This is a genomic window from Bacillota bacterium (assembly GCA_013178045.1).
Taxonomy (GTDB): Bacteria; Bacillota; Ch66; order Ch66; family Ch66; genus Ch66.
The window spans coordinates 49,290-73,728 of record JABLXP010000008.1 but is presented as its reverse complement, the minus strand read 5'-3'; the positions used below and the strand labels follow the sequence as shown (position 1 = coordinate 73,728).

Sequence of the window (24,439 nt, the reverse complement as noted above, 5' to 3'; positions counted from 1 at the left end):
TAGGCTATTCCTCTTTCGCCAGCATTCGCTTGTTTTCGGCCACCAAAAGGCGGGCACGTTCAAGCGCCTCGCGGACTGCCTGGGTCGCCGGACCACCCGTCACTTTTCTGGCCTCGACGCAAGCCTCTACCCGGATGGCCGCATAAACATCCTCACTGAAAACTGGGGAAAACTGTAGAAACTCATTTAAAGCCAGTTCTTCCAGGTTTTTATTGGCCTGCAAGCAGTGGAGCACCAACCGGCCAACAATGGCATGGGCCTCCCGGAAGGGAACCCCTTTTCTCACCAGATAATCGGCCAGGTCGGTGGCATTGGTAAAACCACCTTTTGCCCCCTTGTACATCTGCTCCTGATTGACCTTCAGGGTCCTTACCATTGGCGTAAAGACCAGCAGGCATTTCTTCACGGTATCCACCGCATCGAAGAGGGCTTCTTTATCCTCCTGCATGTCCTTGTTATAGGCCAGCGGCAGCCCTTTCATTACCGTCAGCAGAGTCATTAAACTGCCAAAAACCCGCCCGCTTTTTCCACGCACCAGTTCTGCCACATCCGGGTTCTTCTTCTGCGGCATGATGCTGCTGCCCGTGCTGTAGGCATCATCCATCTCCACAAACCGGAACTCATCGGTTGACCAGAGGATCAGTTCTTCGCAGAAGCGGCTGAGATGGACCATGATCAGACTGGCTGCAGCAGCGAACTCAATGGCGAAATCCCGGTCGCTCACCCCGTCCAGGCTGTTGGCCGTAATCGTCGGAAAACCCAGCTGTCGGGCCACAAACTGACGATCAATCGGAAAGGTCGTCCCCGCCAGGGCCCCGGAACCCAGAGGCATGACATTGGTGCGCCGGTAACAGTCCTCCAGGCGCGCAAAGTCCCGCTGAAACATCTCGAAATACGCCAGAAAATGGTGCGCCAGGGTAATCGGCTGCGCCTTTTGTAAGTGGGTATAACCGGGCATGATCACGTTTTGATACCGTTCTGCTCCGTGCAGGAGCACCGTCTGCAGTTCTACCAGGAGTTCCTGAATCTGGGCGATCTCATCTTTGAGGTACATGCGAATGTCGAGGGCAACCTGATCGTTACGGCTCCGCGCGGTATGCAACTTCTTGCCTACTTCCCCGATCCGCTGTGTGAGAAGCTTCTCAATATTCATGTGAATGTCTTCCGCTCCCACGTCAAACTCGACCCGGCCGGCCTCTATGTCCGCCAGGATCTCCTGCAATCCGGCGACAATCTGCATCGCTTCGGCGGGAGAGATAATCCCGCATTGCCCCAACATGGTAGCGTGCGCGATGCTCCCCTGGATATCCTGGCGGTACAGACGCTGGTCAAAAGAAATCGAAGAATGAAAGTCCTCGACCAGTCGATCAGTTTCTTTCTGAAAACGTCCTCCCCAAAGTTTCAATTCAATCCCTCCAACAGTGTCTGATCAAACTCAATGATTTGACCGCTAGCGCTAAGCTAACGGTCATTGAAACAGGATCAGGCTACGTAGTTTGGAATCAATTTATTTTAAACCACTCTTTCTCTCCATGAGCGCCCGAACTTTAAGCGGCAAGCCAAATAAATTGATAAATCCCTCGGCATCTTTCTGGTTATAGACCTGGTCTTCACCGAAGGTAACCAGTTCCTGATCGTACAATGAATAAGGGGAGTGTTTACCAGCTGGTACACAGTTCCCTTTGTACAGCTTCATCCGCACGGTGCCGGTGACGGTCTGCTGCGTACTGTCCACAAAAGCATCAAGCGCTTGTTTTAGTGGCGAGTACCAGACCCCATCATAAACCAGTTCAGCATATTTCTCAGCCACGATCTTTTTAAAGTGCAATGTTTGCCGATCGAGGCAGAGTTCCTCCAGTTCCTGGTGGGCTGCGTAAAGAACAGTACCACCTGGACATTCATAAACGCCTCGAGATTTCATCCCGACCAAACGGTTTTCCACCATATCAATAATTCCAACCCCGTTCTCCCCAGCTATTTTGTTTAGAGTCGCGATAAGAGTAACGGGATCAAGTTCCTGCTCATTAATCCGCTTCGGCACCCCTTTTTCAAAAAAAATCTCTACATATGTCGGTTTATCAGGAGCTTTTTCCGGCGGCGTGATCAGCAGATAAACATCATCCTGGGGTGCATTACGGGGGTCTTCCAGGTCACCGCCTTCATGGCTCAAGTGCCACAGGTTACGGTCCATGCTGTACGGCCGGTCTTTAGTAACCGGCACGGGAATCCCCCGCGCCTGGGCGTAGTCGATGGCGTCTTCCCGTGAACGGATATTCCACAAGCGCCAGGGAGCAATAACCTTTAATTCTGGATTCAGAGCCTTAACTGCCAGTTCAAAGCGGACCTGGTCGTTCCCCTTGCCGGTTGCACCATGGGCCACTGCCTCGGCCCCTTCTTTCTCCGCGATCTCCACCAGCTTCTTGGCGATCAGCGGACGGGCAAAAGAGGTACCCAACAGGTATTTACCTTCATAAATCGCCCCGGCCTTCAAGGTCGGCCAGATAAAGTCTTCGACAAACTCACGGCGGACATCTTCAATATAAATTTTGCTGGCCCCGCTTTTAATCGCCTTCTCGCGCAGGGGCGCAAGCTCTTCCCCCTGACCGAGGTCAGCACACATGGCGATCACTTCATAGCCAAAGTTTTCTTTCAACCAGGGGATGATGATCGAAGTATCCAGACCGCCTGAATACGCCAGCACTACTTTTTTCATCACTCTTTCTCCCTCCTACTTACTAACTCATGGTCAGCGCCATGATCGCCTTCTGGATGTGCAGCCGGTTTTCGGCCTCGTCAAAGACCACCGAATGCGGACCGTCCATCACTTCATCGGTGATTTCTTCACCCCGGTGGGCAGGCAGACAGTGCATCACGATCACGTCAGGTTTAGCCACTTTTAAGAGTTCAGCATTCACCTGGAAGTTGACGAAGGCTCTGGCTCTGGCCTCGCGTTCCGCTTCCTGCCCCATACTGGCCCAGACATCGGTGTAGATGATATCCGCTCCTTCCGCCGCCTCCCTGGGGTCTTCGACAACTTCAATCCTGGCCCCGGAAGCAGCCGCATCAGCACGGGCCAATCTAACAATCTCCTCCGAGGGTTTAAATCCCGCCGGGGAAGCCACTACCACGTCCATGCCCACTTTCGCCCCCCCAAACATCAGGGAATGGGCGACATTGTTCCCGTCCCCGATAAAGGCCAGTTTCAGCCCGGCCAGACGCCCTTTTTTCTCCAAAGCTGTCAACAGGTCGCCCATCACCTGACAAGGGTGCAATAGATCGGTCAGGCCGTTGATGACGGGAATGTCCGCGTATTTCGCTAGCTCCAGGACCTCATCGTGGGAAAAAGTCCGGATCATGATCCCATCCAGGTAACGAGACAAGGTCCGGGCGGTATCGCCAATGGTTTCCCCTCGTTTCAACTGAAGATCATTGGAACTCAAAAACAAGGCATATCCCCCGAGTTGATACATACCAACCTCGAAGGAAACCCGGGTCCGGGTGGAATTCTTTTGAAAAATCATGCCCAGAGTTTTCCCGGCCAGCACCGGGTGCGGTTCCCGGCGCTTTTGTTTCTCTTTCAAGATCCGAGCCACTTTGAAGATTTCCTGCACCTCGTCGGCTGTGTAATCGTGGATTGAGATAAAATCACGACCTTTAAACCGCGGGTCCAAATACAGATCAACCATAACTCTCCCCCTCTTGTCAGATTCTCCTTAACCTACACGTTCCTGGCGCTGCTCCCAGGTAAACTGGTCACCGGTCGAGTTTAAACCTTTGGTCTGCTCGGCCTGCAGGTATTCCTGCATAGACAAACAGGTCGCGCGGCGCCCGCTATGCAAACTGCGAATCGCCTGCAGTAAAGCCTGCGCTGTATCCAACGAGGTCAGGCAGGGCAGCCGGTATTCTGCCGCCAGCCGGCGGATCTTGAACCCGCCACGTTCGGGAATTTTGCCGCGGGTCGGGGTGTTGATCACCAACTGGATCTGTCCCCGTCGGATTAAATCGGTTATCTGCGCCAGGCCCTGACCGTTCAAACTGATCGGTTCAACCGACAGCCCGTGTCGCTCCAGCTCTCTGGCCGTTTCATCCGTCGCCAGCACGCGGAAGCCCAAACTAGCAAACTCCCTGACCACTGGCACCGCTTCTGCCTTATCGCGGTCCGCTACCGAGACCAATATCGTACCCGTTGGCGGAACTTTAATGCCGGCGGAAACCATCGCCTTGTATAAGGCACAGCTGAAGTCATAATCGATGCCCATGACCTCGCCCGTCGACTTCATCTCCGGCCCCAGCGAGATCTCCACCTGGCTTAACTTTTCAAAGGAAAAGACCGGGGCTTTCACCACCACATGGTGCGGCTGCGGCCACAAACCACCCGCGTAACCCTGGTCAGCCAAGGACAGCCCAAGCATCACCTTGGTCGCGACTTTGACCATAGGAATACCGGTTGACTTACTGACGATGGGTACGGTTCTGGAAGCGCGCGGGTTGACCTCCAGGACATAAACTTCTTCATCAGTCACCACGAATTGGATATTCACCAGTCCCCGCACTTCCATCGCCCGGGCAATCCTGGTCGTATATTCTACAATCTTATCCCTGACGTTGGGAGACAGATTCTGCGCCGGGAATACCGCCATGCTGTCGCCGGAATGCACGCCAGCCCGCTCAATGTGTTCGATGATACCGGGGATGAGTACCCTTTCTCCGTCACTGATGGCGTCGACCTCCACTTCCCTACCCCGTATGTACTTGTCGATCAGAATTGGGTGTTTGGGTGAGACCTGCACCGCTGATTCCATGTACCTGGTTAGGTCAGTCAGGTTCTCCACCACCTCCATCGCCCGTCCTCCCAAGACATAAGAAGGGCGAACCAGGACTGGGAAACCTAATTCATTGGCAATGGCCACCACTTCTTCTACCCGCGTGGCCGTCCGCCCCTGCGACTGCGGAATGCCAAGCTGTCGGAGAACCTGTTCGCAGCGGCGACGGTCTTCCGCCATATCAATAGCCTCAACCGAAGTCCCCAAAATCGTCACCCCGTGCTCAGCTAGGCCGCTGGCTAAATTGATGGCCGTTTGCCCACCGAACTGAACCACCACCCCGAGTGGGTTCTCCCGGTCAACCAGGTTCAATACGTCTTCCAAGGCCAGGGGCTCAAAATACAGTTTGTCGGAGGTATCGAAATCAGTACTGACCGTCTCCGGGTTGTTATTAATGATGATCGATTCATAACCGGCCTCGCGCAGGGCCCAGACGGAATGAACTGAACAATAGTCAAATTCGATCCCCTGACCGATCCGGATTGGCCCCGACCCCAGGACAAGTACCTTCGGCTTCGGTCCCACCGTGACTTCGTCTTCCTGCTCATAGGTCGAATAGTAGTACGGGGTAACCGCCTCAAACTCGGCCGCACAGGTATCCACCATTTTGTAGACCGGGATCAGGCCGTGCTCTTTACGCAGGCGGCGAATCGTTTCGGCTTCAACACTCCGCAGTTTGGCAATCTGGTAATCAGAGAACCCCAAGCGTTTCGCCTCCCAAAGCCGCTCCCGCGTCAGCGTCTCCTCGGTTAGCCTAGTCTCCCACTCCACCAGTTGCTGAATCTTGACCAGGAAGAACTTATCAATCCTGGTCAGGTTGGCCACCTCCTGGACCTCCCAACCCCGGCGGAAAGCCTCGGCAATCGCAAACAGCCGTTCATCGGTTGGATTAGCCAGCTTGTGTTCCAGTTCCATGTCCGTCCACCAGGGAGCCTCTGGCAAACGCAGGCCATAAACCCCAATCTCCAGGGATCGAACCGCTTTCAGCAAGGCGGCCTCAAACGTCCGGTCAATGGCCATGACCTCGCCCGTGGCTTTCATCTGGGTGCCCAGGCTGCGGTCCGCCAACGTAAATTTATCGAAGGGCCAGCGGGGCACCTTGACCACGATATAGTCAATCGCTGGCTCGAAGCAGGCAGAAGTCTTGCCCGTAACCGGATTGTTGATCTCATCCAGGGTCAGGCCAACCGCGATCTTGGTCGTCACGCGAGCGATCGGGTAACCCGTGGCTTTCGAAGCCAGGGCACTGGAACGGCTGACCCGGGGATTGACCTCGATCACGACATAGTCCAGACTGGTTGGATGCAGAGCAAACTGGATGTTGCACCCACCCTCAACCCGCAAAGCACGAATAATTTTTAGGGCCGCCTGACGGAGCATCTCAAACTCAGTCATGTTCAGCGTCTGGGTTGGGGCCACTACAATGCTGTCACCCGTGTGCACCCCCATCGGGTCGACGTTCTCCATGCTGCAAATAGTGATGCAGTTGTCAGCCGCATCCCGCATCACTTCAAACTCGATCTCCTTCCAGCCCAACACGCTCTGTTCCAGCAGAACCTGGCCGATCCGGCTGGCCTTCAGGCCGATGTCTACGATCCGGCGCAGTTCGGTTTCGTTATGGGCGATGCCGCCCCCTGTCCCGCCCAGGGTGTAAGCTGGTCGGACAATGATGGGGTAGCCCACCTTCTCGACAAAGCTAAACGCTTCCTCAATGCTGGTAATGATCACACTATCCGGAATCGGTTCTCCGATCTCCTGCATGGTCTTTTTGAACATTTCCCGGTCTTCCGACCGTCTAATCGCTTCCGCGGAAGTACCCAGCAGCTTAACCCCATACCGATCAAGAATACCCGCCTCCGCTAATTCAACCGCCAGATTCAACCCCGTCTGGCCCCCCAGGCCGGGAATCAACCCATCGGGTCGTTCCTTGGCAATGATCCGGGCCAGCGATTCCTTCGTCAGGGGTTCGATGTAAACATGGTCAGCCATGTTGTTGTCCGTCATGATCGTGGCCGGGTTGCTGTTTACCAGCACTACTTCCAGCCCCTCTTCTTTGAGGGCTTTGCAGGCCTGGGTGCCAGCGTAGTCAAACTCGGCCGCCTGCCCGATGATGATGGGTCCTGAGCCAATCACCAGGACTTTTTTCAGGTCAGCATGTTTTGGCAAAATTAACTCCCCCTATCCTCCTACCTGCCAGCTACGTCAAAGAGAAATTACCATTTAACTCTGTAAAAAAAAGTTTCCCCCCCGCATCAACCAGCCCTTCGGGGTGGTACTGTCGACCAACCGCTGGCAGGTAGGAGTGCCTGATTCCCTCCACTGTTCGGTCATTAAGGTTGCGGTGGGTAACCAACACATCAGTACCCACCAGGCTCTTTTCGTTAACCACATAGCCATGGTGTTGTGAAGTTATGTAAACTCGATTCGTCCTTAAATCACGAACCGGGTAATTACCACCGCGGTGCCCAAATTTCATTTTTTCCGTCCTGGCTCCCATGGCCAGGGCCAGCACCTGGTGGCCAAGCCCGATCCCAAACACCGGTACCCCGCCCAAGAGTTCTTTGACCGTCTGGGTGGTCTGTTGATATCCAGTCGGGTCACCCGGACCACCCGAGATAATCACTCCACTCGGCTGCCACTGCTGAATCTGCTCCCTGGTCGTTTCGGCCGGTACCACCACCAGGTCATATCCCAGCTGTCTCAAGGTACGCAGCAAACTCTGGCGCACCCCGAGGTCAATAACTACCAGCCGCGGACCACTGCCCGCCAGTTGATAGGGCTCAAGCGTGGAAACCGGCTGATCTGTCCGCCGGCCGCAGTTTGCGTCAGTTAACTCCTCCAGCAGCCTTTGTGGCTCGGCCACATCTTGCGGTTCTGTAGAAATCAGCCCCTCGATGGTGCCAAATGTTCTTAAACGACGAGTTAGCGCCCGCGTATCTATCCCGGCAATCCCCACCACACCAAACTCGGCCAGATGATCGCCCAGCAGTCCTTCCGAGCGCCAGTTGCTGGGAGTCGTGCTGATTTCGCGCACCACCACCCCGCTAACCACGGGACAGAAATGCTCCATCGCCTCCTGGCTGACACCGTAATTACCAATTAGCGGGTACGTCATTAGCACAATCTGTCCGTAATAACACGGATTGGAGAACAATTCTTGATACCCAACCATCGAGGTGTTAAACACCACTTCGCCCCGGCCGCGACCACCGGCGCCAAATCCCTGACCGTAATATATGGTGCCGTCAGCTAACACCAACACTGCCTTCATTCTTCTTCCTCCCAACTTTTTATCATAGCATAAAAACCGGTCAGACAACCACCATAAGTTTCCGGTTATGCCTATTTAGTGACCATGGTGCCGATCCCCTGATCCGTAAAAATCTCGAGCAGAAGCGAGTGGGGAATTCGACCATCAATGATGTGGGTGGTCGCGACACCGCCCTCGATGGCCTGCACGCAGCACTGCACCTTCGGGATCATTCCTCCGCTGATCACTCCCTGTTTGATCAATTTTGGGACATCATCAATCTTCAAAGCCGAGATGAGCGAAGATTGGTCTCCATACTGACCTAAAATCCCTTCTACGTCCGTCAACAGGATGAGTTTGTCGGCCTTCAATGCTGCTGCCAGTTCACCGGCGACATAGTCAGCATTGATGTTGTAGCTTTCGCCCTGTTCGCCCACCCCGACTGGCGCCACCACGGGTATGTACCCTTTCGCCACAACGGTTTCCACAATTTCTGGGTTGATCCGGTGGACGTCCCCGACAAACCCCAGGTCCGGCAATTCTTCCTCCGTCGGTCCCAGTTGCGTCAAGTATTTTTTCCGTGCCTGAATCAGGGTCCCGTCCTTGCCGCACAGTCCAACGGCCTTGCCCCCATGCTGGTTGATCAGAGCCACGATTTCTTTATTGACCTTACCAACCAGCACCATCTCCACAATCTCCATGGTTTCGCTGTCAGTGATCCGCTGACCCTGGACAAAAGTGGACTGTTTGCCGACTCGTTTAAGCAGGGTGTTGATTTCCGGTCCACCGCCGTGGACAATCACGGGGTTCATCCCAACATATTTCATCAAGATGACGTCCATAATCACTTTTTTTTTGAGGTCGTGATCAAGCATGGCATTCCCACCATACTTGATCACGATGGTCTTGCCGTAAAATTTTGTAATGTAGGGTAAAGCCTCGATCAGAACATTGGCTTTTTCCAGGGCGCTCAGCATCACTCATTCCTCCTCTGATTTCGGTCTACGACCGGTAACTGGCATTGATCTTCACGTAGTCATAGGTCAAGTCACAGCCCCAGGCCGTTGCCTCCGCGTCACCCAGCTTCATATCGACGGTGATAACCACTTCCGGCCGCGCCAGGACCTGCCGCGCTGCCTCTTCGTCAAAAGGTAAACCAGAGCCGTCTGCCGCGACTTGCACCTCACCCAACCAGATATCTACCTGGTCTGGTCTGAACTCAGCCGCTGAACTACCAATTGCCGCCAGAATCCGGCCCCAGTTGGCATCTTTGCCAAAAATCGCTGATTTAACCAGGTTAGACTTAACCACAGCCAGGGCGGCTGTTCTGGCGTCCTGCCGAGTGGGCGCGTGTTTTACCTGGACCTCAATCAACTTAGTCGCCCCTTCTCCATCACGGGCAATTTTCTTGGCTAGTTCTACGCAGACAAAAGTAACAGCCGCTTGAAACTGGGGAAAATCTATACTGTTTTCGGTTAAGGGCTGATTACCCGCCAACCCGTTGGCTAAAATGATCGCAGTATCATTGGTACTCATATCGGCATCAACCGTCACCAGATTAAAGGATTGCTCAGTCGCGGTGCGAATGGCTTGCTGTAAGGCAGTTGGAGTCACAGCTGCATCCGTGGTCAGAAAGGCCAGCATGGTAGCCATATGCGGATGGATCATGCCTGATCCCTTAGCCATTGCCCCAATCTTGACGGTCTTGCCTTGGATGGTTATCTCGATCGCCAGTTCCTTTTTGAAAGTATCAGTAGTCATAATGGCCTCAGCGGCCGCAGTTCCGCCGGCCTTGTCCAGCTTTTGCACCGCCTCACGAATTCCTTTTTCGATCCTCTCCATCGGTAGCGGCTGACCAATTACCCCGGTCGAGGCCACCAAAACATCCTGTGGGGCGATCCCCAGCAGTTCTGCCGCTAAAGCAGCTATGCGCCGGGCGTCAGCCACGCCCTGCTCCCCGTTACAGGCATTTGCATTGCCACTGTTGACCACAATCGCCTGCGCCTGTCCATTAGCCAGATGCTCCTGATTGACGAGAATCGGTGCAGCCTTGACTCTGTTCAGGGTATGCACCGCGGCCGCCGCCGCTGGCTTTTCCGAAAAAATAATGGCCAGATCTTTTTTGTTCTTATTTTTTATCTCCGCCTCAACACCGGCGGCCTTGAATCCATTTGGCGCAGTTACTCCCCCAGAAATCAGCGTAAACATCTTTAATCCTCCCGCTGTTAAAACTTCAAACTATGGATATAATCCTGGATATTCCAGTCCCTGCGTTTCTGGATAACCAAACATCAGGTTCATGTTTTGGATGGCCTGCCCAGAAGCTCCCTTGACCAGGTTATCGATCGCCGACAGGATCACCAGTCGGCCGGTGCGCTGATCAAGCACCAGTCCAATGTCACAGTGATTTGAGCCGGTCAATCGCTTCGTCTGGGGCAGCTCACCTGGTTCTAAAACGCGAATAAAAAATTTATCCGCATAAAAATCCCGGTAGACCGCATGCACCTCTTCCAGCCTGACCGGCTTAATTAATCGGCCATAAATCGTGCTCAGCATCCCGCGGGTCATGGGGATGAGGTGAGGGCTGAAGGAAACATACACCGGCCGTCCCGCCAGGGCGCTGAGTTCCTGTTCGATCTCTGGCGTATGCCGGTGAACACCCACATTATAGGCCTTAACGTTTTCGTTGCACTCCGAAAAATGGCTCCCTAAAGCCAGAGTCCGCCCGGCTCCGGACACACCGGATTTGGCGTCGATAATGATTGTCTCCGGGTCAATCAGGCCAGCGTGGAGCGCTGGAGCCAGCCCCAGGATAGCGCTGGTTGGATAACAGCCCGGATTGGCCACAATCCTGGCTGTTTTAATTTTCGCCCCGTAGAGTTCGGGCAGTCCGTAAACCGCTTCACGCAAAAGTTCCGGGGCACCGTGTTCGACATGGTACCATTGTTCATAAGTATCGGCCTGGTGGAAGCGAAAATCCGCGCCCAGGTCAACCACCTTTTTCCCCTGGCGAACCACTTCTCGCACCACCGGTACTGCCAGTCCGTGGGGTAAGGCCACAAAGATGAGGTCACACTGCGCTACTAAATCAGGTAAGTCCAGGGGCACGCACCGCACTTTGGTGTAGCGGGCCAGATTAGGATAAACTTGCGCGAATTCCTGCCCAATGTGTTCGATGGAAGTCACCTGTACCAGTTCTATGTCGGGGTGACGGCACAGCAAACGCACCAACTCTTCAGCAGTGTACCCATCACCCAGGATCCCAATCCTGGTCATGGTTAAAAACTCCTTCCCGATAAGATTTAAAAATTCTTTTATAATTATACAGTATATTGTATTAATATTCAATAACTTCCCAAGAAAAAATCCCTGAACAGGGATTTAACCTTAAAAAAAATACAATCTCTGGACCTTGACATTTAAGCAGGCAGGCCGGGGTCAGCTCCTTCTTGTTTCACTCGCTCCAATTCCAGCTTTGCTTTGCGAATGATTTGGGGCTGCATTAACAGGTCAAGTACCGTCCAGGCCAAGGCCGGGATCGCTAAAAACAGCACCTGCTCGCCGGGCGGCCCTCCCGCCGCTTCCGCAAACTCCCGGCTGTGTGGGACCAGTCCTGGGACATTCATGGACAGATAGGGATGAATCGCGGGAACAACATGACTGACATTACCCATGTCCAGCGAACCTTTACCCTCGCGGGGGCCGGTTATGTCTTTGACCCCCAGCGCCCGTAGATTTTGCTTGAACAGCTGGGCCAAGGTCTGGTTGGTAATCATGTTATCGTAGGACAACTCGAAGTTGTGGCAGGTGAGTTTGGTACCACTCATGATCGCCGCCCCTTGCGCCCGTTCCTTCATTTTTTCGACAACTTCGTTCAGGTATTGTCGGTTAGCTGCCCGCACATAAAAGCGGGCGGCCGCCCGTTCAGGGATGATATTCGGTGCCACACCCCCTTCGGTGATGATCCCGTGAATGCGCACTTCTTCACGGACGTATTGCCGCAGGGCATTCACTCCATTAAACAAATGAATTACGCCATCAAGGGCATTAATTCCTTCATAGGGACAGGCGGCCGCGTGGGAAGCACGCCCGTGATAGACAAATTCCAGGGCATCCATGGCCAGCGAGGTGATCTCCACGGTATTGCTATCTCCCGGGTGAAACATCAAAGCCGCATCAATGGAAGCAAACTCGCCGGCCTGGACCAGCGTAACTTTCCCCCCGTTGGTCTCCTCTGCCGGGGTCCCCAGGACGACCAGCTTTCCGTTAAGCTCCGGCATCACTTTGCTCAGCGCCGCGGCCGCTCCAACACTCGCCGTAGCAATCAGGTTGTGTCCACAACCATGACCCAGGTCGGGAAGGGCATCATATTCCGCCAGCAGGGCAATCGTTGGCCCCGGCCCCCGGCCAGTTAGCTCGGCCGCAAAAGCCGTTGGTAGCCCCGCCAGGTTCCGGCGGATCTTAAAGCCATATCTAACTAAGCACTGACACAGTAGGTTACAAGCAAAAAACTCTCGGTGCCCCAATTCGGGGTGGGCATGGATAGCCTGGCTTATTTCGATGAATTCAGCCCGATGCAGCTCAATCTCGTGCAGTAATCTGTCTTTATAGTGCCGAAACATGCTAATCACCTTCTTTGACTATCCAGTCCTGAGGATCATATTCCGCGTCCTCAGTCAATCTCCTGCTGGAAAAGATCGGCAAGTTCCGGCACGGTGATAAACTGTCTTTGGTTCGCGACAATAAAGTTTAAATAATGACCTCTATCTCCCGCCCACAGGTGGCACAGGTCCGACCACGCAAGCCGACCAGTTCAACGTGGTAGCCACTGCGTCTGATTAATAAGTGGCGGCATTGCGGACAGAAAGTGCTGCTATGTTCATCGCCAATCACATTTCCCAGATAAACGTAATACAACTTTTCTTTAGCCAGTTCCCGGGCACGGTGGAGAGTCGCTAGCGGGGTTGGCTCAAGCTCCAGTTTATAGTTGGGATAGTACCGCGAGAAGTGTAATGGCGTTTCCGGCCCCAGGCTGTAAACCCAGGCCACCAGTTCTTTTAGTTCTCCCGTGGTATCATTCAAACCAGGAATAAGTAAGGTGGTAATCTCGACGTGGCAGTGCTGCCGGGCTATTTCCGCTGTTTTTAGCACCGGTTTTAGTTCACCGCCGCACAGGCGGCGATAAAACTCTGGGGTAAACCCCTTGACGTCTATATTCAAGGCATCAATATACGGGAGCAGTTCTGCCAGTGGCTTTTCCTGGATGTAGCCATTGGTCACCAGCACGTTCTTCAGGCCAGTGGCCTGCGCCAGCTTAGCCGTGGCCAGCACAAACTCGTACCAGACCAGTGGTTCAGAGTAAGTATAGGCAATCCCAATGCACTGGGGGTTTCTCTTTTTCACCTTCAGGGTATAGTCAACCACCTCCGCCGGGGATAAAGTCACGGTCACCGGTTCTGCCTGGGCGATCTGCCAGTTCTGACAGAATTGACAGCGGAAGCTACACCCCACCGTGCCGATGGAAAATACATCGTGGCCGGGGAAAAAGTGGTAGAGGGGCTTTTTTTCGATCGGGTCCACCGCCCAGGATGAACACTGGCCATAGTTCCGTGTATACAGGACACCGTCTCGGTTTAATCGCACCCGGCACACACCAACCCGCTCAGGGGCAATTACACACTCTCTGGGGCACAAGCTGCATTGAACAACCTGATCTGGTTTGTTCTGATAGTAAAGGGCTTTCTCCATACAACCTCCTAGGTATACCGAACAACCTCAAACCGAGACAATTCGACTGGTTCATCAGGAGCAATTCCCGCCTTCCGCTTGGCAATCGCCACTTGCTCCTCGGCCGAATCAATCCCTTCCAAATTAGGCAATAAGAGACCCGAGCGCCTCCCCCGCCGGACAATCACCCCATAGCGCAACGGGTCAAGTTGGTCGATGGACTGAATGGGTTCTGGCTCTTGCAAGACGTCAACTGAATACACCAGATCGCCCAGCTCTTCTGGTCCCACCGGCCTAAACCGTGGGTCGCCAACCCCGGCACTGATGGCGTTCTCGACAATTTCGTGGAATAAATTCGGTTGCGTTGGCGCAATCGTTCCGATGCAACCCCGCAGTTGGCCGTGTTTCTTGATCGATACGAACACCCCAGCCCGACGCCGCAGTTCAGACGGAATTTCGGCAGGAGTTGGCAAGCGTTCTCCCGTTCTCACGTAATGCTCCAGGCTCTCCCGGGCTAACCGCACCAGCATAGATTCTTTCTGGCGCCTCTCCTGGACGAGCCGGTTTCTTTCCGCCATCAGCTCGGGCAGGAGAGCCGGGGCGGCCCCGGGTTGTTGGGGGTTTAAATTGGCCACCAGGTACCCTACCCCAAATGGTCCCTCATAGGAATACACTTCAGGCTGGACCATGTAGCCATCCAGTGCTCCCCAGGCGATGATGATTGACCGTAGCCCGCATTCTCCCGCTTTTTCCGCCAGGTCTTGCGGGATATTAATAATCCCTTTGATATCACCCTGTTCAACGCATTCTTTGATTCGTCGGTCAAATTCTTTCCCTTGCGGATGATAGCCCGCCGGGGCATCTTTCGTCAGACGGTGGGACATATCACCACTGGCAATTACCGCTACCTTTTTTCCGCTCTGGTGCACAGCCTTCTGGACAGCCACCCCAAAGGCAAACAGGTCTTCAAAAGGCAGTAGGCCAATCGAGATTGCGACCAGAGTCGGGTTAATCCCGGCCCGCTGAAAGAAATACAGGGGAACCATAATCCCGTGGTCAAGCTCTGTGCGCACCCGATAGTCCCGCGCCAGACGCTCGTTAATGCCCACGACAGGCAGGTTGTCCTCCATCGCCTGACGGGTTATCGCCGGCACCAGTTCCAGGTCGTTAGGAAACTGAAAGCTGACCGTGCCGGCGCCAAATTCTCTTAGATCTCCGCGCAGTTGGGGGACAGTGGTGAGACTAACCGCGTCCTGAAACACCGTCCCATGTGGAGTAACAAAAACTAGCGTATCGGGCTGGACAGCCAGTAACTGTTCGGCCAGTTTCTCCATCGCCTTTACGCTTTGTTGAACATTAGTCACTTCCCTTCCTCCAACCGCCGGGATCATGATTGGCGGATGGGGAACAATCGCCGCGAAGACTATTTCGCCCATTCTTAACCCCCCTTTAGGCTGGTGTATTTTTAAACCATTTTCTCTAGTATTCCCCACCAGAAGAATGTTTCTTCTCTCGCTACCCGGTAAAACCACCCGCGTTTGCGGTTATTTAATACTTCTCTACAATGGTGTATATCCCTGCCATGAAACCCAAAATACTTCCAGAATAACTTAATTTTCCAGAGATGTCAGACAGGAATTGGTACCCGCTTCAGCGAATTTAATCAATAAATGTAACCGGCGTAAATTTCAGGTAAAATTTAAAAATCAATAAGTGCCATCAAGAAAAATCCAGAGGGTGGTCAAATACCTGCACAACGGGCGTGGCGCGACGTGTTTCTCCTCGGTTTGGTTAGAGATCAATTTCTCCGTAGCGCTGTTGTTTGTAGGTTACCGCATCATCACTGCCACCAATGACCTGAATCCCTGGTTGATGGCGTTATTTACTGTTCAAGGGTTCCTGGGTACCCTGGCTCTACCCTTTATGGTGCTTATCCTCAGTCCTTCCGGTTCAACTATTTACAACCGAAAAGTGAAAGGCACTACCTGTTTTTAAAAGATTAGTGCCTTTTTCCTTTCAATAATCATAATCATATAACTTTTAAGCGTTTGAATTCTTCAATCTGGCCGTCGCTGTAGCCAAGGCTCTTCAACACTTCAACTGTATGTTCTCAGGTTAAGCTTCATGCTCTTTTTGTTGCGGTTAAGCATCATGAATTACGCACTCTCCTCTTTAAGAATGGCCCCGGCAATAAACGCGACAGATCTAGTATGCATATTCCTGCCAATGGCATAGTCATTAGAGCGTTCCTCCTATCTCAATCTTTTGTGTATTTAGATGCAACGTAAAGAAAAGGTTATTATACTACGGACTTCGACTGGTCCGCGCATTTGCCTCTTCTGAATAGTAGCGTACGATACCCGCGTAAATCGCCCAGGCGACCTTGCTCTGGTACAGTGGGTCCTGCAATAATTGTTCTTCTTCTGGGTTAGAAATAAAACCTACCTCAACCGTCACGGCAGGCATCTCCGTGTTGCGCATGATATAAAAGGCATCTCCCTTGGCTTTTCGGTCAGTATTTTTTAGATTATGAACCAATTCTGTTTGAATGGCCACCGCCAGTCGCCGGCTGTTCTCGCTCTCCAGGTGATAGAAGGTCTGCGCCCCTCGCCACTTTGAGCCAGGAAACTTATTCACGTGAATGCTGATGAATAGGTCAGCATTTCTCTCATTGGCGATGGCTACTCGCCTGGCCAGGTCTTCTCGCTTACGTTCCAGGAGAGAACCGGTGTTAGCATCGCTCAGGTCCTGGTCAGTTTCCCTGGTCATGATTACCGCCGCGCCGGCCTGACTTAAGGTCAATGCCAACCGTTTGGAAATCGCCAGGGCAATGTCCTTTTCCAGCCCTCCACCAGGTCCAACTGCACCAGGGTCGATCCCTCCGTGGCCGGGATCGATTACGATGACTTTGTTCGCGACGGTCCATGCTAAGGTTTTGATCGCTTCTACCTTATATTCAGCCTGAAGGTGCTGATAGCACACGGTCAGCATTACAGTAATAAGTAACATCACTACGGCTACTGGCACCCGGATCCGGTAAACTTCAATGAAAACCAAGTCATGCTCCCCCTCTTGACCACCATTCTTTTACTATGCATATGCGTTCGTACCACACTTATGATGGAATAGGGGGAAAAACAACAAGCACCCGGCATTGCTGTGATAGACTACCAGGTGCTCTTCTAATAAACTAACGCTTGGAGTATTGTGGAGCTTTACGGGCTTTTTTCAGACCGTACTTCCGGCGCTCTTTCATCCGGGGGTCGCGGGTCAAGAAGCCAGCTCGTCTCAGGATTGGCCTCAAACCGAGGTCAGCCTTCAGCAGCGCCCGGGCAATTCCTAGTCGGATAGCACCCGCCTGACCAGTAGTTCCTCCGCCATGAACATTGGCCAAAACATCAAACCGACCTCCAGTTTGGGTGAGCTCAAGCGGTTGCTTAACAATCATCTCCAGGGTCCGCTTACCGAAGTATTCGCTCAACTGGCGCCCGTTAACGAGAATCTTTCCTTCGCCGGGAATCAAACGGACCCGTGCGACTGAAGTTTTACGACGTCCGGTACCATAGTATTGTACTTGCGCCAACTTACCTTTCCTCCCTTCCCCGCGAATCTAACCTCTTAATTCCCAGACTTCCGGCTTTTGCGCCTGGTGGGGATGGTCACTCCCCCGGTATACTTTCAGCTTCTTAAACATCTTATTGCCCAAGCGATTGTGAGGAATCATTCCCCTGACGGCGGCCTCAATGGCTCGCTCTGGTTTAGTTTTCAGCAGAGTTTGATAATCTATGGTCTTCAGGCCGCCAGGATATCCCGTGTGGTAGACATACTTTTTCTGACTGAGCTTGCGGCCGGTAAGTCGAACTTTTTCTGCATTGATGACGATTACATGGTCGCCGGTGTCCACATGCGGTGTGTAGATGGGTTTATGTTTTCCTCTTAACAGGGTGGCGACTTCGGTAGCCAGTCGACCTAAAGTCTTGTCCGTCGCATCAATGACGTACCATTTACGCTCGATATTATTCGGGCTAGCCATATAGGTAGTCACCGCAGTCCCTCCTAATCATGTTTCTTCCAGCTTATCCGCGCACTCTTTCTATCGCCCCAGCCCGGGGCTGAGAAAACCAGGGCAACCAAAAGAGCCCAGACGTAGATATTATACGCCAGCCCAGAACGGCTGTCAAGCAAGATCTGCCAATCAAAATTAGTATTCCACCTGAACTAAATATAATCCAGCCGCCGGCGCCGTCGGCCCCGCCTGTGTCCGGTCGCCGCTGGCCATAATGTTTAGCACTTCTTCTCTGCTCAGCTTACCCCGGCCAACCTCTAACAAAGTGCCAACGATGTTGCGAACCATGTGGTACAAGAAGCCATCGGCGGTAATCTCCAGCCCGATTAGCGGCGGCCTGGTCCAGATTTCACACCGGCTGACCGTCCGCACCAGGTTCTTAACCGCCGAGCCACTTGCGCAGAAGCCCCCAAAATGGTGTGTCCCAATAAAGCATTGGGCCGTCTCCTGCATCGCCGGCACCTCAAGCGCATAGGGGATAAAAGCCGCGTAATTCCGCCAGAAAACCGAGCAGATCGGTGCATTGTAGATAAGGTAACGGTACGTCTTTTGTTTCGCCGAATACCGGGCATTAAACTCTGGCCCAACTTCTTCCGCCGACAGCACGCGGATATCCGCTGGCAAGCGGGTATTAACCGCAATCGGGAACTTATCTAGCGGGATCCTGGAGACAGTTGAGAAACTAATCACCTGCCCCAGGGCATGCACCCCCGTATCGGTACGGCCGGCGGCCGTGACTTTTACCGGGCTTCCCGTCACCCGGGTCAGCACCTCTTCCACTACCTGCTGGATGGTTGGCCGGTGAGCTTGTGGCTGTCGCTGCCACCCGTAATAGTTGGTGCCGTCATACTCCAAAGTCATCTTCAGGTAGCGCACGTCTGACCACCTCACCAAAGAATCCCTGGCCAAACCCGGGTTAGGATCGAATAAACACACATCAAACCGCTGACGGCTATAACCAGATAGTCAAGCCCTGTCATCTGCGGCTGGTATAACCTAGTCCGCTTTTCCCCTCCCTGGTAGCATCTCGCCTCCATCGCCAGAGCCAGGTCCTCGGCCCGGCGGAAAGCGCTCACCAACAAAGGGACAAGTACAGCGACCAGATTTTTGCCGCGCTGCACGACCCCGCCGCCCTCAAAATTCGCGCCCCGCGCCTTCTGGGCTTTGATGATTTTTTCTGCTTCTTCAGCGAAGATGGGAATGAACCGTAGCGCGATGGTCGTCATCATCGCCAGTTCGTGAGCCGGCACGCGGATTCGCTTTAGGGGAGTGAGCAGGCGCTCCAAGCCATCTGTCAGAGCAATTGGCGAAGTGGTCAGGGTTAAAAGTGAAGTCAGGATGATCAAAAAAATCAACCGTACTATAAGTAATCCGGCCAACCTCAGCCCCTGGTCAGTAATCGTGAAAGGGCCCAGATACAGGAGCGACTGACCCGGAGTCAGAAAAAGCTGCAGCGGAACAGCGATCAGGAGAATAATCAGCAAGGGCCTAAGGCCCCGGAGAATCATCCGCAGGGGCAATCCAGACGCCACCTGTGCTCCAATCAAGAGCACTCCCAAGACAAACAGGCCAAACTTATCTTCCAGGATAAACAGGGCCATCATCAGCAAGCCGGTAGCAATGATTTTGGTTCGGGGGTCTAATCGATGGACTGCCGAATCACCGGGAACATACTGGCCAATGGTAATGTCTTTTAACATCGACTTTTACCTCGCTTCATAACCACCTGCAGAATCTCCTGGCTGGCTTCTTTCACCTGAGTAATCCCTGCATTCACCGGCCAGCCCAACTCCCGCAGCCTGAACATGAGCCTGGTCACGCTAGGAATATCCAGCCCTACCTGCTCCAATGTTTCCGGACGGCTGAACACTTCACGGGGTGAGCCATCAAGGATAATCTGCCCAGCCTGCATTACGACCAGCCGATCTGTCAGGCACGCGACCTCCTCCATATGATGTGACACAATAATAACCGTCATCCCTAGCTGCTCACGCAGAGCCAGAATCTGGCGTAAAAGCGCATCACGTCCCCGGGGATCCAGCCCGGCCGTCGGTTCGTCCAGAATTAAAACTTTCGGCCGCATCGCCAGCACCCCCGCGATCGCCACTCGCCGCATCTGCCCACCGCTTAACCCAAAAGGTGAGCGCTGATGCAAGTCATTGTAGTTGAGACCAACCAGTTTCATCGCCCACTTGACCCGTTCGGTTACTTCGGCTTCGTCAACACCCAGGTTGCGCGGTCCAAAAGCAATATCGTTAAAAACCGTTTCTTCAAACAATTGTTGTTCGGGAAACTGAAAGACCAGGCCCACCTGCTGCCTGATTCGTCTGAGTTCCGTGCCTTTCAAATCACCGATTGAAACTCCGTCCAGGTAAACCCGGCCGCTAGTCGGTTTAAGCAATCCGTTCATGTGCTGAACCAGCGTAGACTTACCCGAACCCGTTGGCCCGATAATTCCCAGAATTTCGTGCTCGCCAATCGTCAGGTTGATCCCCTGCAAGGCAGTAGACTCATACGGAGTGCCGGGCATATAAGTATAACTAACGTTCTCTAGAATAATCGACATAAGCTAGCCACCATCTCATCAACGGTTAAGATATTCGCTGGCAAGTCAATGCCTTTTCTTCTCAGGAGATAAGCCATCTCTGTCATGGGCGGAACGTCCAGGTAGATTGACCGCAGAGCTTTCGTTTGCGTCAGCACCTCCCGTGGGGGACCATCCATCACGACTCGACCCTGGTCAATCACTACCAGTCGCTCCAGATCAACGACTTCTTCCAGGTGATGAGTGATTAAAATCACCGTCATCCCAGCCTCTCGGTTGAGCCGCCGCAAAGTGGCTAAAACCTCTTTGCGGCCGTTCGGATCAAGCATCGAGGTCGGCTCGTCCAAGACCAGATACCGGGGCCGCATGGCCAGGGCCCCCGCGATGGCGATCCGCTGCCGCTGGCCACCGGAGAGCAAGTGAGGAGCTCGCATTCTGTATTCAGACATACCAGTCCATTTTAGCGACTCGTCTACCCTTTTCCTGATCTCATCTCTTGGCAAAGACAGATTCTCCGGCCCAAAAGCCACATCTTCTTCGACTACCGGGGCGACCAACTGGTTATCGGGGTTGGAAAACACCATTCCCACCCGCTGCCGGATTTGCCAGAGGGCAGATTTATCCGCCGTATCAAGACCATCTACGAGAACCTGACCCTCAGTTGGCAGAAGTAAAGCGTTTAAATGCCTGGCCAGGGTTGACTTTCCTGATCCATTCTGTCCCAGAATACCAATAAATTCCCCTTCCCGGATCTGGAGATTTAGTTGGTCCAAGGCGATGATCTCTTCTCCACTAGTCAGACGATAACGATAACTCAGGTCGATAACCTGGATCAACCTACCACCCTCTCTAATCAATCTAAATTAATTATTTGCGTGTTTTCAAAACAATTTTTTTCCGCCTCATACCTAAGGCCCGTCCTTTTTTTATCTTCGCCAAACACTGGGAAAGTCCTTTTCCCTCAGTTGAGACCAAAATATCCGTTGAACAATGAAAAATTAGAGCCAGGAATTATTATCTGAGTAACTTCTCCTGACTCTTGATGCGGCTAAACCAGTTCAATTATGACAACCGGGGCACCATCACCGCGCCGGTATCCTTTTTTGATAATCCTGGTATATCCACCCTGACGATCAGCATATTTCGGCGCGATTTTTTCAAACAGCTTGGTGACCACATCCTCATCCAGCAAATAGGCGAGGGCCTGTCTTCTGGCGTGCAGGTCACCGCGTTTCGCCAGAGTAATCATTCTTTCCGTCAAGCGGTTCAATTCTTTAGCCCGGGTTTCCGTGGTCTCGATCCGCTCCTTATCTAACAGTGAGGTAACGATGTTGCGAAGCATTGCTCGCCGCTGGTCAGACCGTAGACCCAATTTACGATATCCCATGGTCTTCCCTCCCTTGCAGTTCACTCATTGGATTTGCGCAATGAAAGCCCAAGTTCAGCCAGTTTCTTGTCGACTTCTTCCAGCGATTTCTTGCCCAGATTGCGCACTTTCATCATATCTTCTTCTGATTTTTGGATCAGCTCAGCCACTGTGTTGATCCCAGCCCGTTTGAGGCAGTTGTATGAACGCACCGACAAATCGAGCTCTTCGATCGTCATGTCCAGGAGCTTGTCTTTTTCTTCTTCTTCTTTTTCCACCATAATTTCCACGTCGCCGATCCGCTCGGTCAGGCCGATAAATAATCGCAAGTGTTCGCTCAAAATTTTCGCCGACAGGCTGGTGGCTTCTTCTGGCGAAATACTGCCATTCGTCCAGACTTCCAGAGTCAATTTGTCATAGTCAGTAACCTGACCGACCCGGGTATCCTCAACTGTATAGTTGACCTTTCGTACCGGGGAAAAAATGGAGTCGACCGGAATTATGCCGATGATATGGTCAGGGCGCTTGTTCTTTTCCGCTGATACGTAACCCCGGCCTTTTTCCACAGTCATTTCCATAAACAGTCGGCCATTCTCACTTAGAGTAGCGATGTGCAGTTCGGGATTAAGGATCTCCACATCGGCATCAGCGATAATGTCACGTGCTGTCACCTCTCCCGCTCCTTGAGCCTCGATCCGCAGGATTTTCCCTTCGTCACCATACACTTTTAAAGCCAGGCTTTTTAAGTTCAAGATTATATCAGTAGTATCCTCCACTACGCCTGGAATCGTGGAAAACTCGTGCAGCACCCCATCAATCTTGACTGAAGTAACCGCCGCACCGGGGAGAGAAGACAGCAGAACTCGCCGCAGCGAATTTCCCAGGGTGATCCCATAACCTCGTTCCAAAGGCTCAACGACAAATTTCCCGTAGGTGTTATCTTCGCTTCGTTCGACACATTCGATCTTGGGTTTCTCGATTTCTAACATCTAAGACCCTCCTTTCCCCACTCTCAGCAACTTTCTGGTTGTAGCAAAAAGCAGACGAGGGTAATGGGGGTAATTATCTCGAGTACAACTCAACGATCAGGTGCTCTTGAACTGGAACATCGATCTGGTCTCTGGTCGGTAGAGTAACAACTCGACCCGTCATTGCCTCAGGATCTACTTCCAGCCAAGCAGGAGGGGTCTTGTGTTTTGCCAGTTCCATATTTTCCTTGATCCGGGGTATATCCCTGCTACTTTCCTTAACGGTGATGGTATCACCAGCCCGGACCAAAATCGATGGAATGTTAGCTTTTTTACCATTCAGTTGGAAATGGCCGTGCCTAACTAGCTGTCGGGCTTCATTACGGGAAGAAGCAAAACCCAATCGATAAACAACGTTATCCAAGCGGCGTTCCAAAAGTCGAAGCAGGTTTTCCCCCGTGATTCCCGGCTGCCGCTCAGCTTTCGCGAAGTATCCTCTGAACTGTCGTTCGAGAATACCGTAGATCCGACGGGCCTTCTGCTTTTCACGCAGCTGGATTCCGTATTCGGATAACTTCTTCCGTCCCTGACCATGCTGGCCGGGAGCATAGGTCCGTCGGTCGACCGCACATTTACCCGAATAACAGCGATCGCCCTTCAGGTATAGTTTAACACCTTCGCGACGACACAGTCTACATACTGCTTCGGTATACCTTGCCATTTTTGTTCACACACCTCCTAGACTCTTCTCCGTTTGGGTGGACGGCATCCGTTATGTGGAATTGGCGTAACGTCTTTGATCATGTTCACTTCCAGCCCGGCTGCCTGCAGAGAACGGATCGCCGCTTCCCGGCCGGCACCTGGCCCTTTTACATAGCACTCCACTTCTTTCAAGCCATGTTCCATTGCTGCCTTAGCTGCCGCTTCTGCCGCCATTTGTGCAGCAAAAGGAGTAGACTTCCTGGACCCTTTAAAACCCAGGGTCCCAGCACTAGCCCAGGAAATGGCATTGCCGGCGGTATCAGTTATGGTTACAATTGTATTGTTAAAGGTTGACTTAATATGGGCAACCCCACGGTCAATGTTTTTCCGTTCGCGCCTTTTAACCCGACTAACTCGACGTGCCATTTAATCCTTTCCCCCCTTATTTTTTCCGTCTTACGCCAACCGTGCGCCGTGGTCCTTTACGCGTCCGGGCATTCGTTTTGGTTCTCTGGCCACGGACCGGTAAGCCCCGACGGTGCCGCAAACCTCGATAACAACCAATCTCCATGAGTCGCTTGATGTTTAAAGAAATCTCCCGACGCAAGTCACCCTCAACCTTATAGTTCCGGTCAATAATCTCCCGTAACTTGGCCACCTCGTCTTCTGTCAAATCTCTGACCCTAGTGTCGGGATTAATTCCTGTTTCTGCCAGGATCTTCTGCGAGGTAGGCCGACCAATCCCAAAGATATACGTCAGAGCGATTTCCACCCGCTTCTCTCGCGGTAAGTCAACACCGGCAATACGTGCCATATTCCTTTTCTACACCTCCACGCGCGTACTAATTCTTATTCCGTGTCATTAGCCCTGCTTCTGCTTGTGCTTGGGATTCTCGCAAATTACCATGACCTTACCGTGGCGTTTGATGATCTTGCACTTTTCGCAGATGGGCTTAACTGATGGTTTAACCTTCATTATTAACCCTCCCTTA

The 24,439-nt window shown here is 52.8% G+C and carries 25 protein-coding genes; 1 reads left to right on the top strand and 24 read right to left on the bottom strand.

Annotated elements, in window-relative coordinates:
- Positions 1 to 4: 4 nt before the first annotated feature.
- The 11 genes from argH to amrA form a co-directional block, all read right to left on the bottom strand.
- Positions 5 to 1,405, bottom strand: coding sequence for an argininosuccinate lyase (argH, locus tag HPY81_06200; protein NPV27041.1), 1,401 nt, complete (start codon positions 1,403 to 1,405; stop codon positions 5 to 7).
- Positions 1,406 to 1,507: 102 nt separating this feature from the next.
- Positions 1,508 to 2,713: an argininosuccinate synthase gene (locus HPY81_06195; GenBank protein NPV27040.1), complete on the bottom strand. Its 1,206-nt coding sequence runs from the start codon at positions 2,711 to 2,713 to the stop codon at positions 1,508 to 1,510.
- Positions 2,714 to 2,735: 22 nt separating this feature from the next.
- Positions 2,736 to 3,686: an ornithine carbamoyltransferase gene (gene argF / locus HPY81_06190; protein ID NPV27039.1), complete on the bottom strand. Its 951-nt coding sequence runs from the start codon at positions 3,684 to 3,686 to the stop codon at positions 2,736 to 2,738.
- A gap of 27 nt (positions 3,687 to 3,713) precedes the next feature.
- Positions 3,714 to 6,989, bottom strand: a complete 3,276-nt coding sequence (gene carB / locus HPY81_06185) for a carbamoyl-phosphate synthase large subunit (GenBank protein NPV27038.1) — start codon at positions 6,987 to 6,989, stop codon at positions 3,714 to 3,716.
- Positions 6,990 to 7,020: 31 nt separating this feature from the next.
- Positions 7,021 to 8,094: a glutamine-hydrolyzing carbamoyl-phosphate synthase small subunit gene (gene carA, locus HPY81_06180; protein NPV27037.1), complete on the bottom strand. Its 1,074-nt coding sequence runs from the start codon at positions 8,092 to 8,094 to the stop codon at positions 7,021 to 7,023.
- Between the two features lie 71 nt (positions 8,095 to 8,165).
- On the bottom strand, positions 8,166 to 9,050 hold the full coding sequence (gene argB, locus HPY81_06175) for an acetylglutamate kinase (GenBank protein NPV27036.1): 885 nt from the start codon (positions 9,048 to 9,050) through the stop codon (positions 8,166 to 8,168).
- Between the two features lie 25 nt (positions 9,051 to 9,075).
- Positions 9,076 to 10,281: a bifunctional glutamate N-acetyltransferase/amino-acid acetyltransferase ArgJ gene (argJ, locus tag HPY81_06170; protein ID NPV27035.1), complete on the bottom strand. Its 1,206-nt coding sequence runs from the start codon at positions 10,279 to 10,281 to the stop codon at positions 9,076 to 9,078.
- Positions 10,282 to 10,311: 30 nt separating this feature from the next.
- The gene (locus HPY81_06165; GenBank protein NPV27034.1) at positions 10,312 to 11,349 is read right to left on the bottom strand and encodes an N-acetyl-gamma-glutamyl-phosphate reductase; all 1,038 of its coding nucleotides are present in this window, start codon (positions 11,347 to 11,349) and stop codon (positions 10,312 to 10,314) included.
- Positions 11,350 to 11,492: 143 nt separating this feature from the next.
- Positions 11,493 to 12,695 (bottom strand): M20 family metallopeptidase, encoded by a 1,203-nt coding sequence (locus HPY81_06160; GenBank protein NPV27033.1) that lies wholly within the window; start codon positions 12,693 to 12,695, stop codon positions 11,493 to 11,495.
- Positions 12,696 to 12,822: 127 nt separating this feature from the next.
- A complete protein-coding gene (gene amrS, locus HPY81_06155; GenBank protein ID NPV27032.1) occupies positions 12,823 to 13,821 on the bottom strand; it encodes an AmmeMemoRadiSam system radical SAM enzyme in 999 nt (332 codons plus the stop codon).
- A gap of 8 nt (positions 13,822 to 13,829) precedes the next feature.
- Positions 13,830 to 15,236 (bottom strand): AmmeMemoRadiSam system protein A, encoded by a 1,407-nt coding sequence (amrA, locus tag HPY81_06150; GenBank protein NPV27031.1) that lies wholly within the window; start codon positions 15,234 to 15,236, stop codon positions 13,830 to 13,832.
- A gap of 277 nt (positions 15,237 to 15,513) precedes the next feature.
- Here amrA and HPY81_06145 point away from each other — a divergent pair, with 277 nt between their 5' ends.
- A complete protein-coding gene (locus tag HPY81_06145) occupies positions 15,514 to 15,795 on the top strand; it encodes a hypothetical protein (protein ID NPV27030.1) in 282 nt (93 codons plus the stop codon).
- Positions 15,796 to 16,104: 309 nt separating this feature from the next.
- Here the strand turns inward: HPY81_06145 and cwlD are convergent, their stop codons facing one another.
- From cwlD to rpmJ, 13 genes are all read right to left on the bottom strand, one after another.
- Positions 16,105 to 16,809 carry an N-acetylmuramoyl-L-alanine amidase CwlD gene (gene cwlD / locus HPY81_06140; protein NPV27029.1) on the bottom strand — a complete coding sequence of 235 codons (705 nt, stop codon included), beginning with the start codon at positions 16,807 to 16,809 and terminating at the stop codon, positions 16,105 to 16,107.
- A 181-nt stretch (positions 16,810 to 16,990) separates the two neighbouring features.
- Positions 16,991 to 17,383 (bottom strand): 30S ribosomal protein S9, encoded by a 393-nt coding sequence (gene rpsI / locus HPY81_06135; protein ID NPV27028.1) that lies wholly within the window; start codon positions 17,381 to 17,383, stop codon positions 16,991 to 16,993.
- A gap of 27 nt (positions 17,384 to 17,410) precedes the next feature.
- Complete coding sequence (gene rplM, locus HPY81_06130; GenBank protein ID NPV27027.1) at positions 17,411 to 17,833, bottom strand: 50S ribosomal protein L13; 423 nt, start codon at positions 17,831 to 17,833, stop codon at positions 17,411 to 17,413.
- Positions 17,834 to 18,001: 168 nt separating this feature from the next.
- On the bottom strand, positions 18,002 to 18,742 hold the full coding sequence (truA, locus tag HPY81_06125; protein NPV27026.1) for a tRNA pseudouridine(38-40) synthase TruA: 741 nt from the start codon (positions 18,740 to 18,742) through the stop codon (positions 18,002 to 18,004).
- An 11-nt stretch (positions 18,743 to 18,753) separates the two neighbouring features.
- Positions 18,754 to 19,566, bottom strand: coding sequence for an energy-coupling factor transporter transmembrane protein EcfT (locus HPY81_06120; protein NPV27025.1), 813 nt, complete (start codon positions 19,564 to 19,566; stop codon positions 18,754 to 18,756).
- Complete coding sequence (locus HPY81_06115) at positions 19,560 to 20,432, bottom strand: energy-coupling factor transporter ATPase (protein NPV27024.1); 873 nt, start codon at positions 20,430 to 20,432, stop codon at positions 19,560 to 19,562. The genes HPY81_06120 and HPY81_06115 overlap by 7 nt, the downstream gene beginning before the upstream one ends.
- Positions 20,417 to 21,265: an energy-coupling factor transporter ATPase gene (locus HPY81_06110; protein ID NPV27023.1), complete on the bottom strand. Its 849-nt coding sequence runs from the start codon at positions 21,263 to 21,265 to the stop codon at positions 20,417 to 20,419. Before HPY81_06110 ends, HPY81_06115 begins: the two co-directional genes overlap by 16 nt.
- A gap of 194 nt (positions 21,266 to 21,459) precedes the next feature.
- The gene (gene rplQ / locus HPY81_06105) at positions 21,460 to 21,798 is read right to left on the bottom strand and encodes a 50S ribosomal protein L17 (GenBank protein NPV27022.1); all 339 of its coding nucleotides are present in this window, start codon (positions 21,796 to 21,798) and stop codon (positions 21,460 to 21,462) included.
- 20 nt (positions 21,799 to 21,818) lie between these two features.
- Complete coding sequence (locus tag HPY81_06100; GenBank protein ID NPV27021.1) at positions 21,819 to 22,766, bottom strand: DNA-directed RNA polymerase subunit alpha; 948 nt, start codon at positions 22,764 to 22,766, stop codon at positions 21,819 to 21,821.
- 73 nt (positions 22,767 to 22,839) lie between these two features.
- Positions 22,840 to 23,466, bottom strand: a complete 627-nt coding sequence (rpsD, locus tag HPY81_06095; GenBank protein ID NPV27020.1) for a 30S ribosomal protein S4 — start codon at positions 23,464 to 23,466, stop codon at positions 22,840 to 22,842.
- 17 nt (positions 23,467 to 23,483) lie between these two features.
- The gene (rpsK, locus tag HPY81_06090; GenBank protein NPV27019.1) at positions 23,484 to 23,873 is read right to left on the bottom strand and encodes a 30S ribosomal protein S11; all 390 of its coding nucleotides are present in this window, start codon (positions 23,871 to 23,873) and stop codon (positions 23,484 to 23,486) included.
- 16 nt (positions 23,874 to 23,889) lie between these two features.
- The gene (rpsM, locus tag HPY81_06085; protein NPV27018.1) at positions 23,890 to 24,261 is read right to left on the bottom strand and encodes a 30S ribosomal protein S13; all 372 of its coding nucleotides are present in this window, start codon (positions 24,259 to 24,261) and stop codon (positions 23,890 to 23,892) included.
- A gap of 48 nt (positions 24,262 to 24,309) precedes the next feature.
- Positions 24,310 to 24,423, bottom strand: coding sequence for a 50S ribosomal protein L36 (gene rpmJ / locus HPY81_06080; protein NPV27017.1), 114 nt, complete (start codon positions 24,421 to 24,423; stop codon positions 24,310 to 24,312).
- Between the last annotated feature and the right edge of the window lie 16 nt (positions 24,424 to 24,439).

Excerpts from the sequence above, each read along its gene's own strand:
- HPY81_06100 (NPV27021.1), bottom strand. The coding sequence starts at position 22,766 with ATGTTAGAAATCGAGAAACCCAAGATCGAATGTGTCGAACGAAGCGAA.
- cwlD (NPV27029.1), bottom strand. The coding sequence starts at position 16,809 with ATGTTACTTATTACTGTAATGCTGACCGTGTGCTATCAGCACCTTCAG.
- rpsM (NPV27018.1), bottom strand. The coding sequence starts at position 24,261 with ATGGCACGTATTGCCGGTGTTGACTTACCGCGAGAGAAGCGGGTGGAA.
- rplQ (NPV27022.1), bottom strand. The coding sequence starts at position 21,798 with ATGGGATATCGTAAATTGGGTCTACGGTCTGACCAGCGGCGAGCAATG.
- rpsD (NPV27020.1), bottom strand. The coding sequence starts at position 23,466 with ATGGCAAGGTATACCGAAGCAGTATGTAGACTGTGTCGTCGCGAAGGT.
- HPY81_06115 (NPV27024.1), bottom strand. The coding sequence starts at position 20,432 with ATGTCGATTATTCTAGAGAACGTTAGTTATACTTATATGCCCGGCACT.
- HPY81_06165 (NPV27034.1), bottom strand. The coding sequence starts at position 11,349 with ATGACCAGGATTGGGATCCTGGGTGATGGGTACACTGCTGAAGAGTTG.
- argB (NPV27036.1), bottom strand. The coding sequence starts at position 9,050 with ATGCTGAGCGCCCTGGAAAAAGCCAATGTTCTGATCGAGGCTTTACCC.
- rplM (NPV27027.1), bottom strand. The coding sequence starts at position 17,833 with ATGGCTAGCCCGAATAATATCGAGCGTAAATGGTACGTCATTGATGCG.
- amrA (NPV27031.1), bottom strand. The coding sequence starts at position 15,236 with ATGGGCGAAATAGTCTTCGCGGCGATTGTTCCCCATCCGCCAATCATG.
- argF (NPV27039.1), bottom strand. The coding sequence starts at position 3,686 with ATGGTTGATCTGTATTTGGACCCGCGGTTTAAAGGTCGTGATTTTATC.
- HPY81_06120 (NPV27025.1), bottom strand. The coding sequence starts at position 19,566 with ATGTTAAAAGACATTACCATTGGCCAGTATGTTCCCGGTGATTCGGCA.
- argJ (NPV27035.1), bottom strand. The coding sequence starts at position 10,281 with ATGTTTACGCTGATTTCTGGGGGAGTAACTGCGCCAAATGGATTCAAG.
- carA (NPV27037.1), bottom strand. The coding sequence starts at position 8,094 with ATGAAGGCAGTGTTGGTGTTAGCTGACGGCACCATATATTACGGTCAG.
- HPY81_06160 (NPV27033.1), bottom strand. The coding sequence starts at position 12,695 with ATGTTTCGGCACTATAAAGACAGATTACTGCACGAGATTGAGCTGCAT.
- HPY81_06195 (NPV27040.1), bottom strand. The coding sequence starts at position 2,713 with ATGAAAAAAGTAGTGCTGGCGTATTCAGGCGGTCTGGATACTTCGATC.
- rpmJ (NPV27017.1), bottom strand. The coding sequence starts at position 24,423 with ATGAAGGTTAAACCATCAGTTAAGCCCATCTGCGAAAAGTGCAAGATC.
- rpsK (NPV27019.1), bottom strand. The coding sequence starts at position 23,873 with ATGGCACGTCGAGTTAGTCGGGTTAAAAGGCGCGAACGGAAAAACATT.
- amrS (NPV27032.1), bottom strand. The coding sequence starts at position 13,821 with ATGGAGAAAGCCCTTTACTATCAGAACAAACCAGATCAGGTTGTTCAA.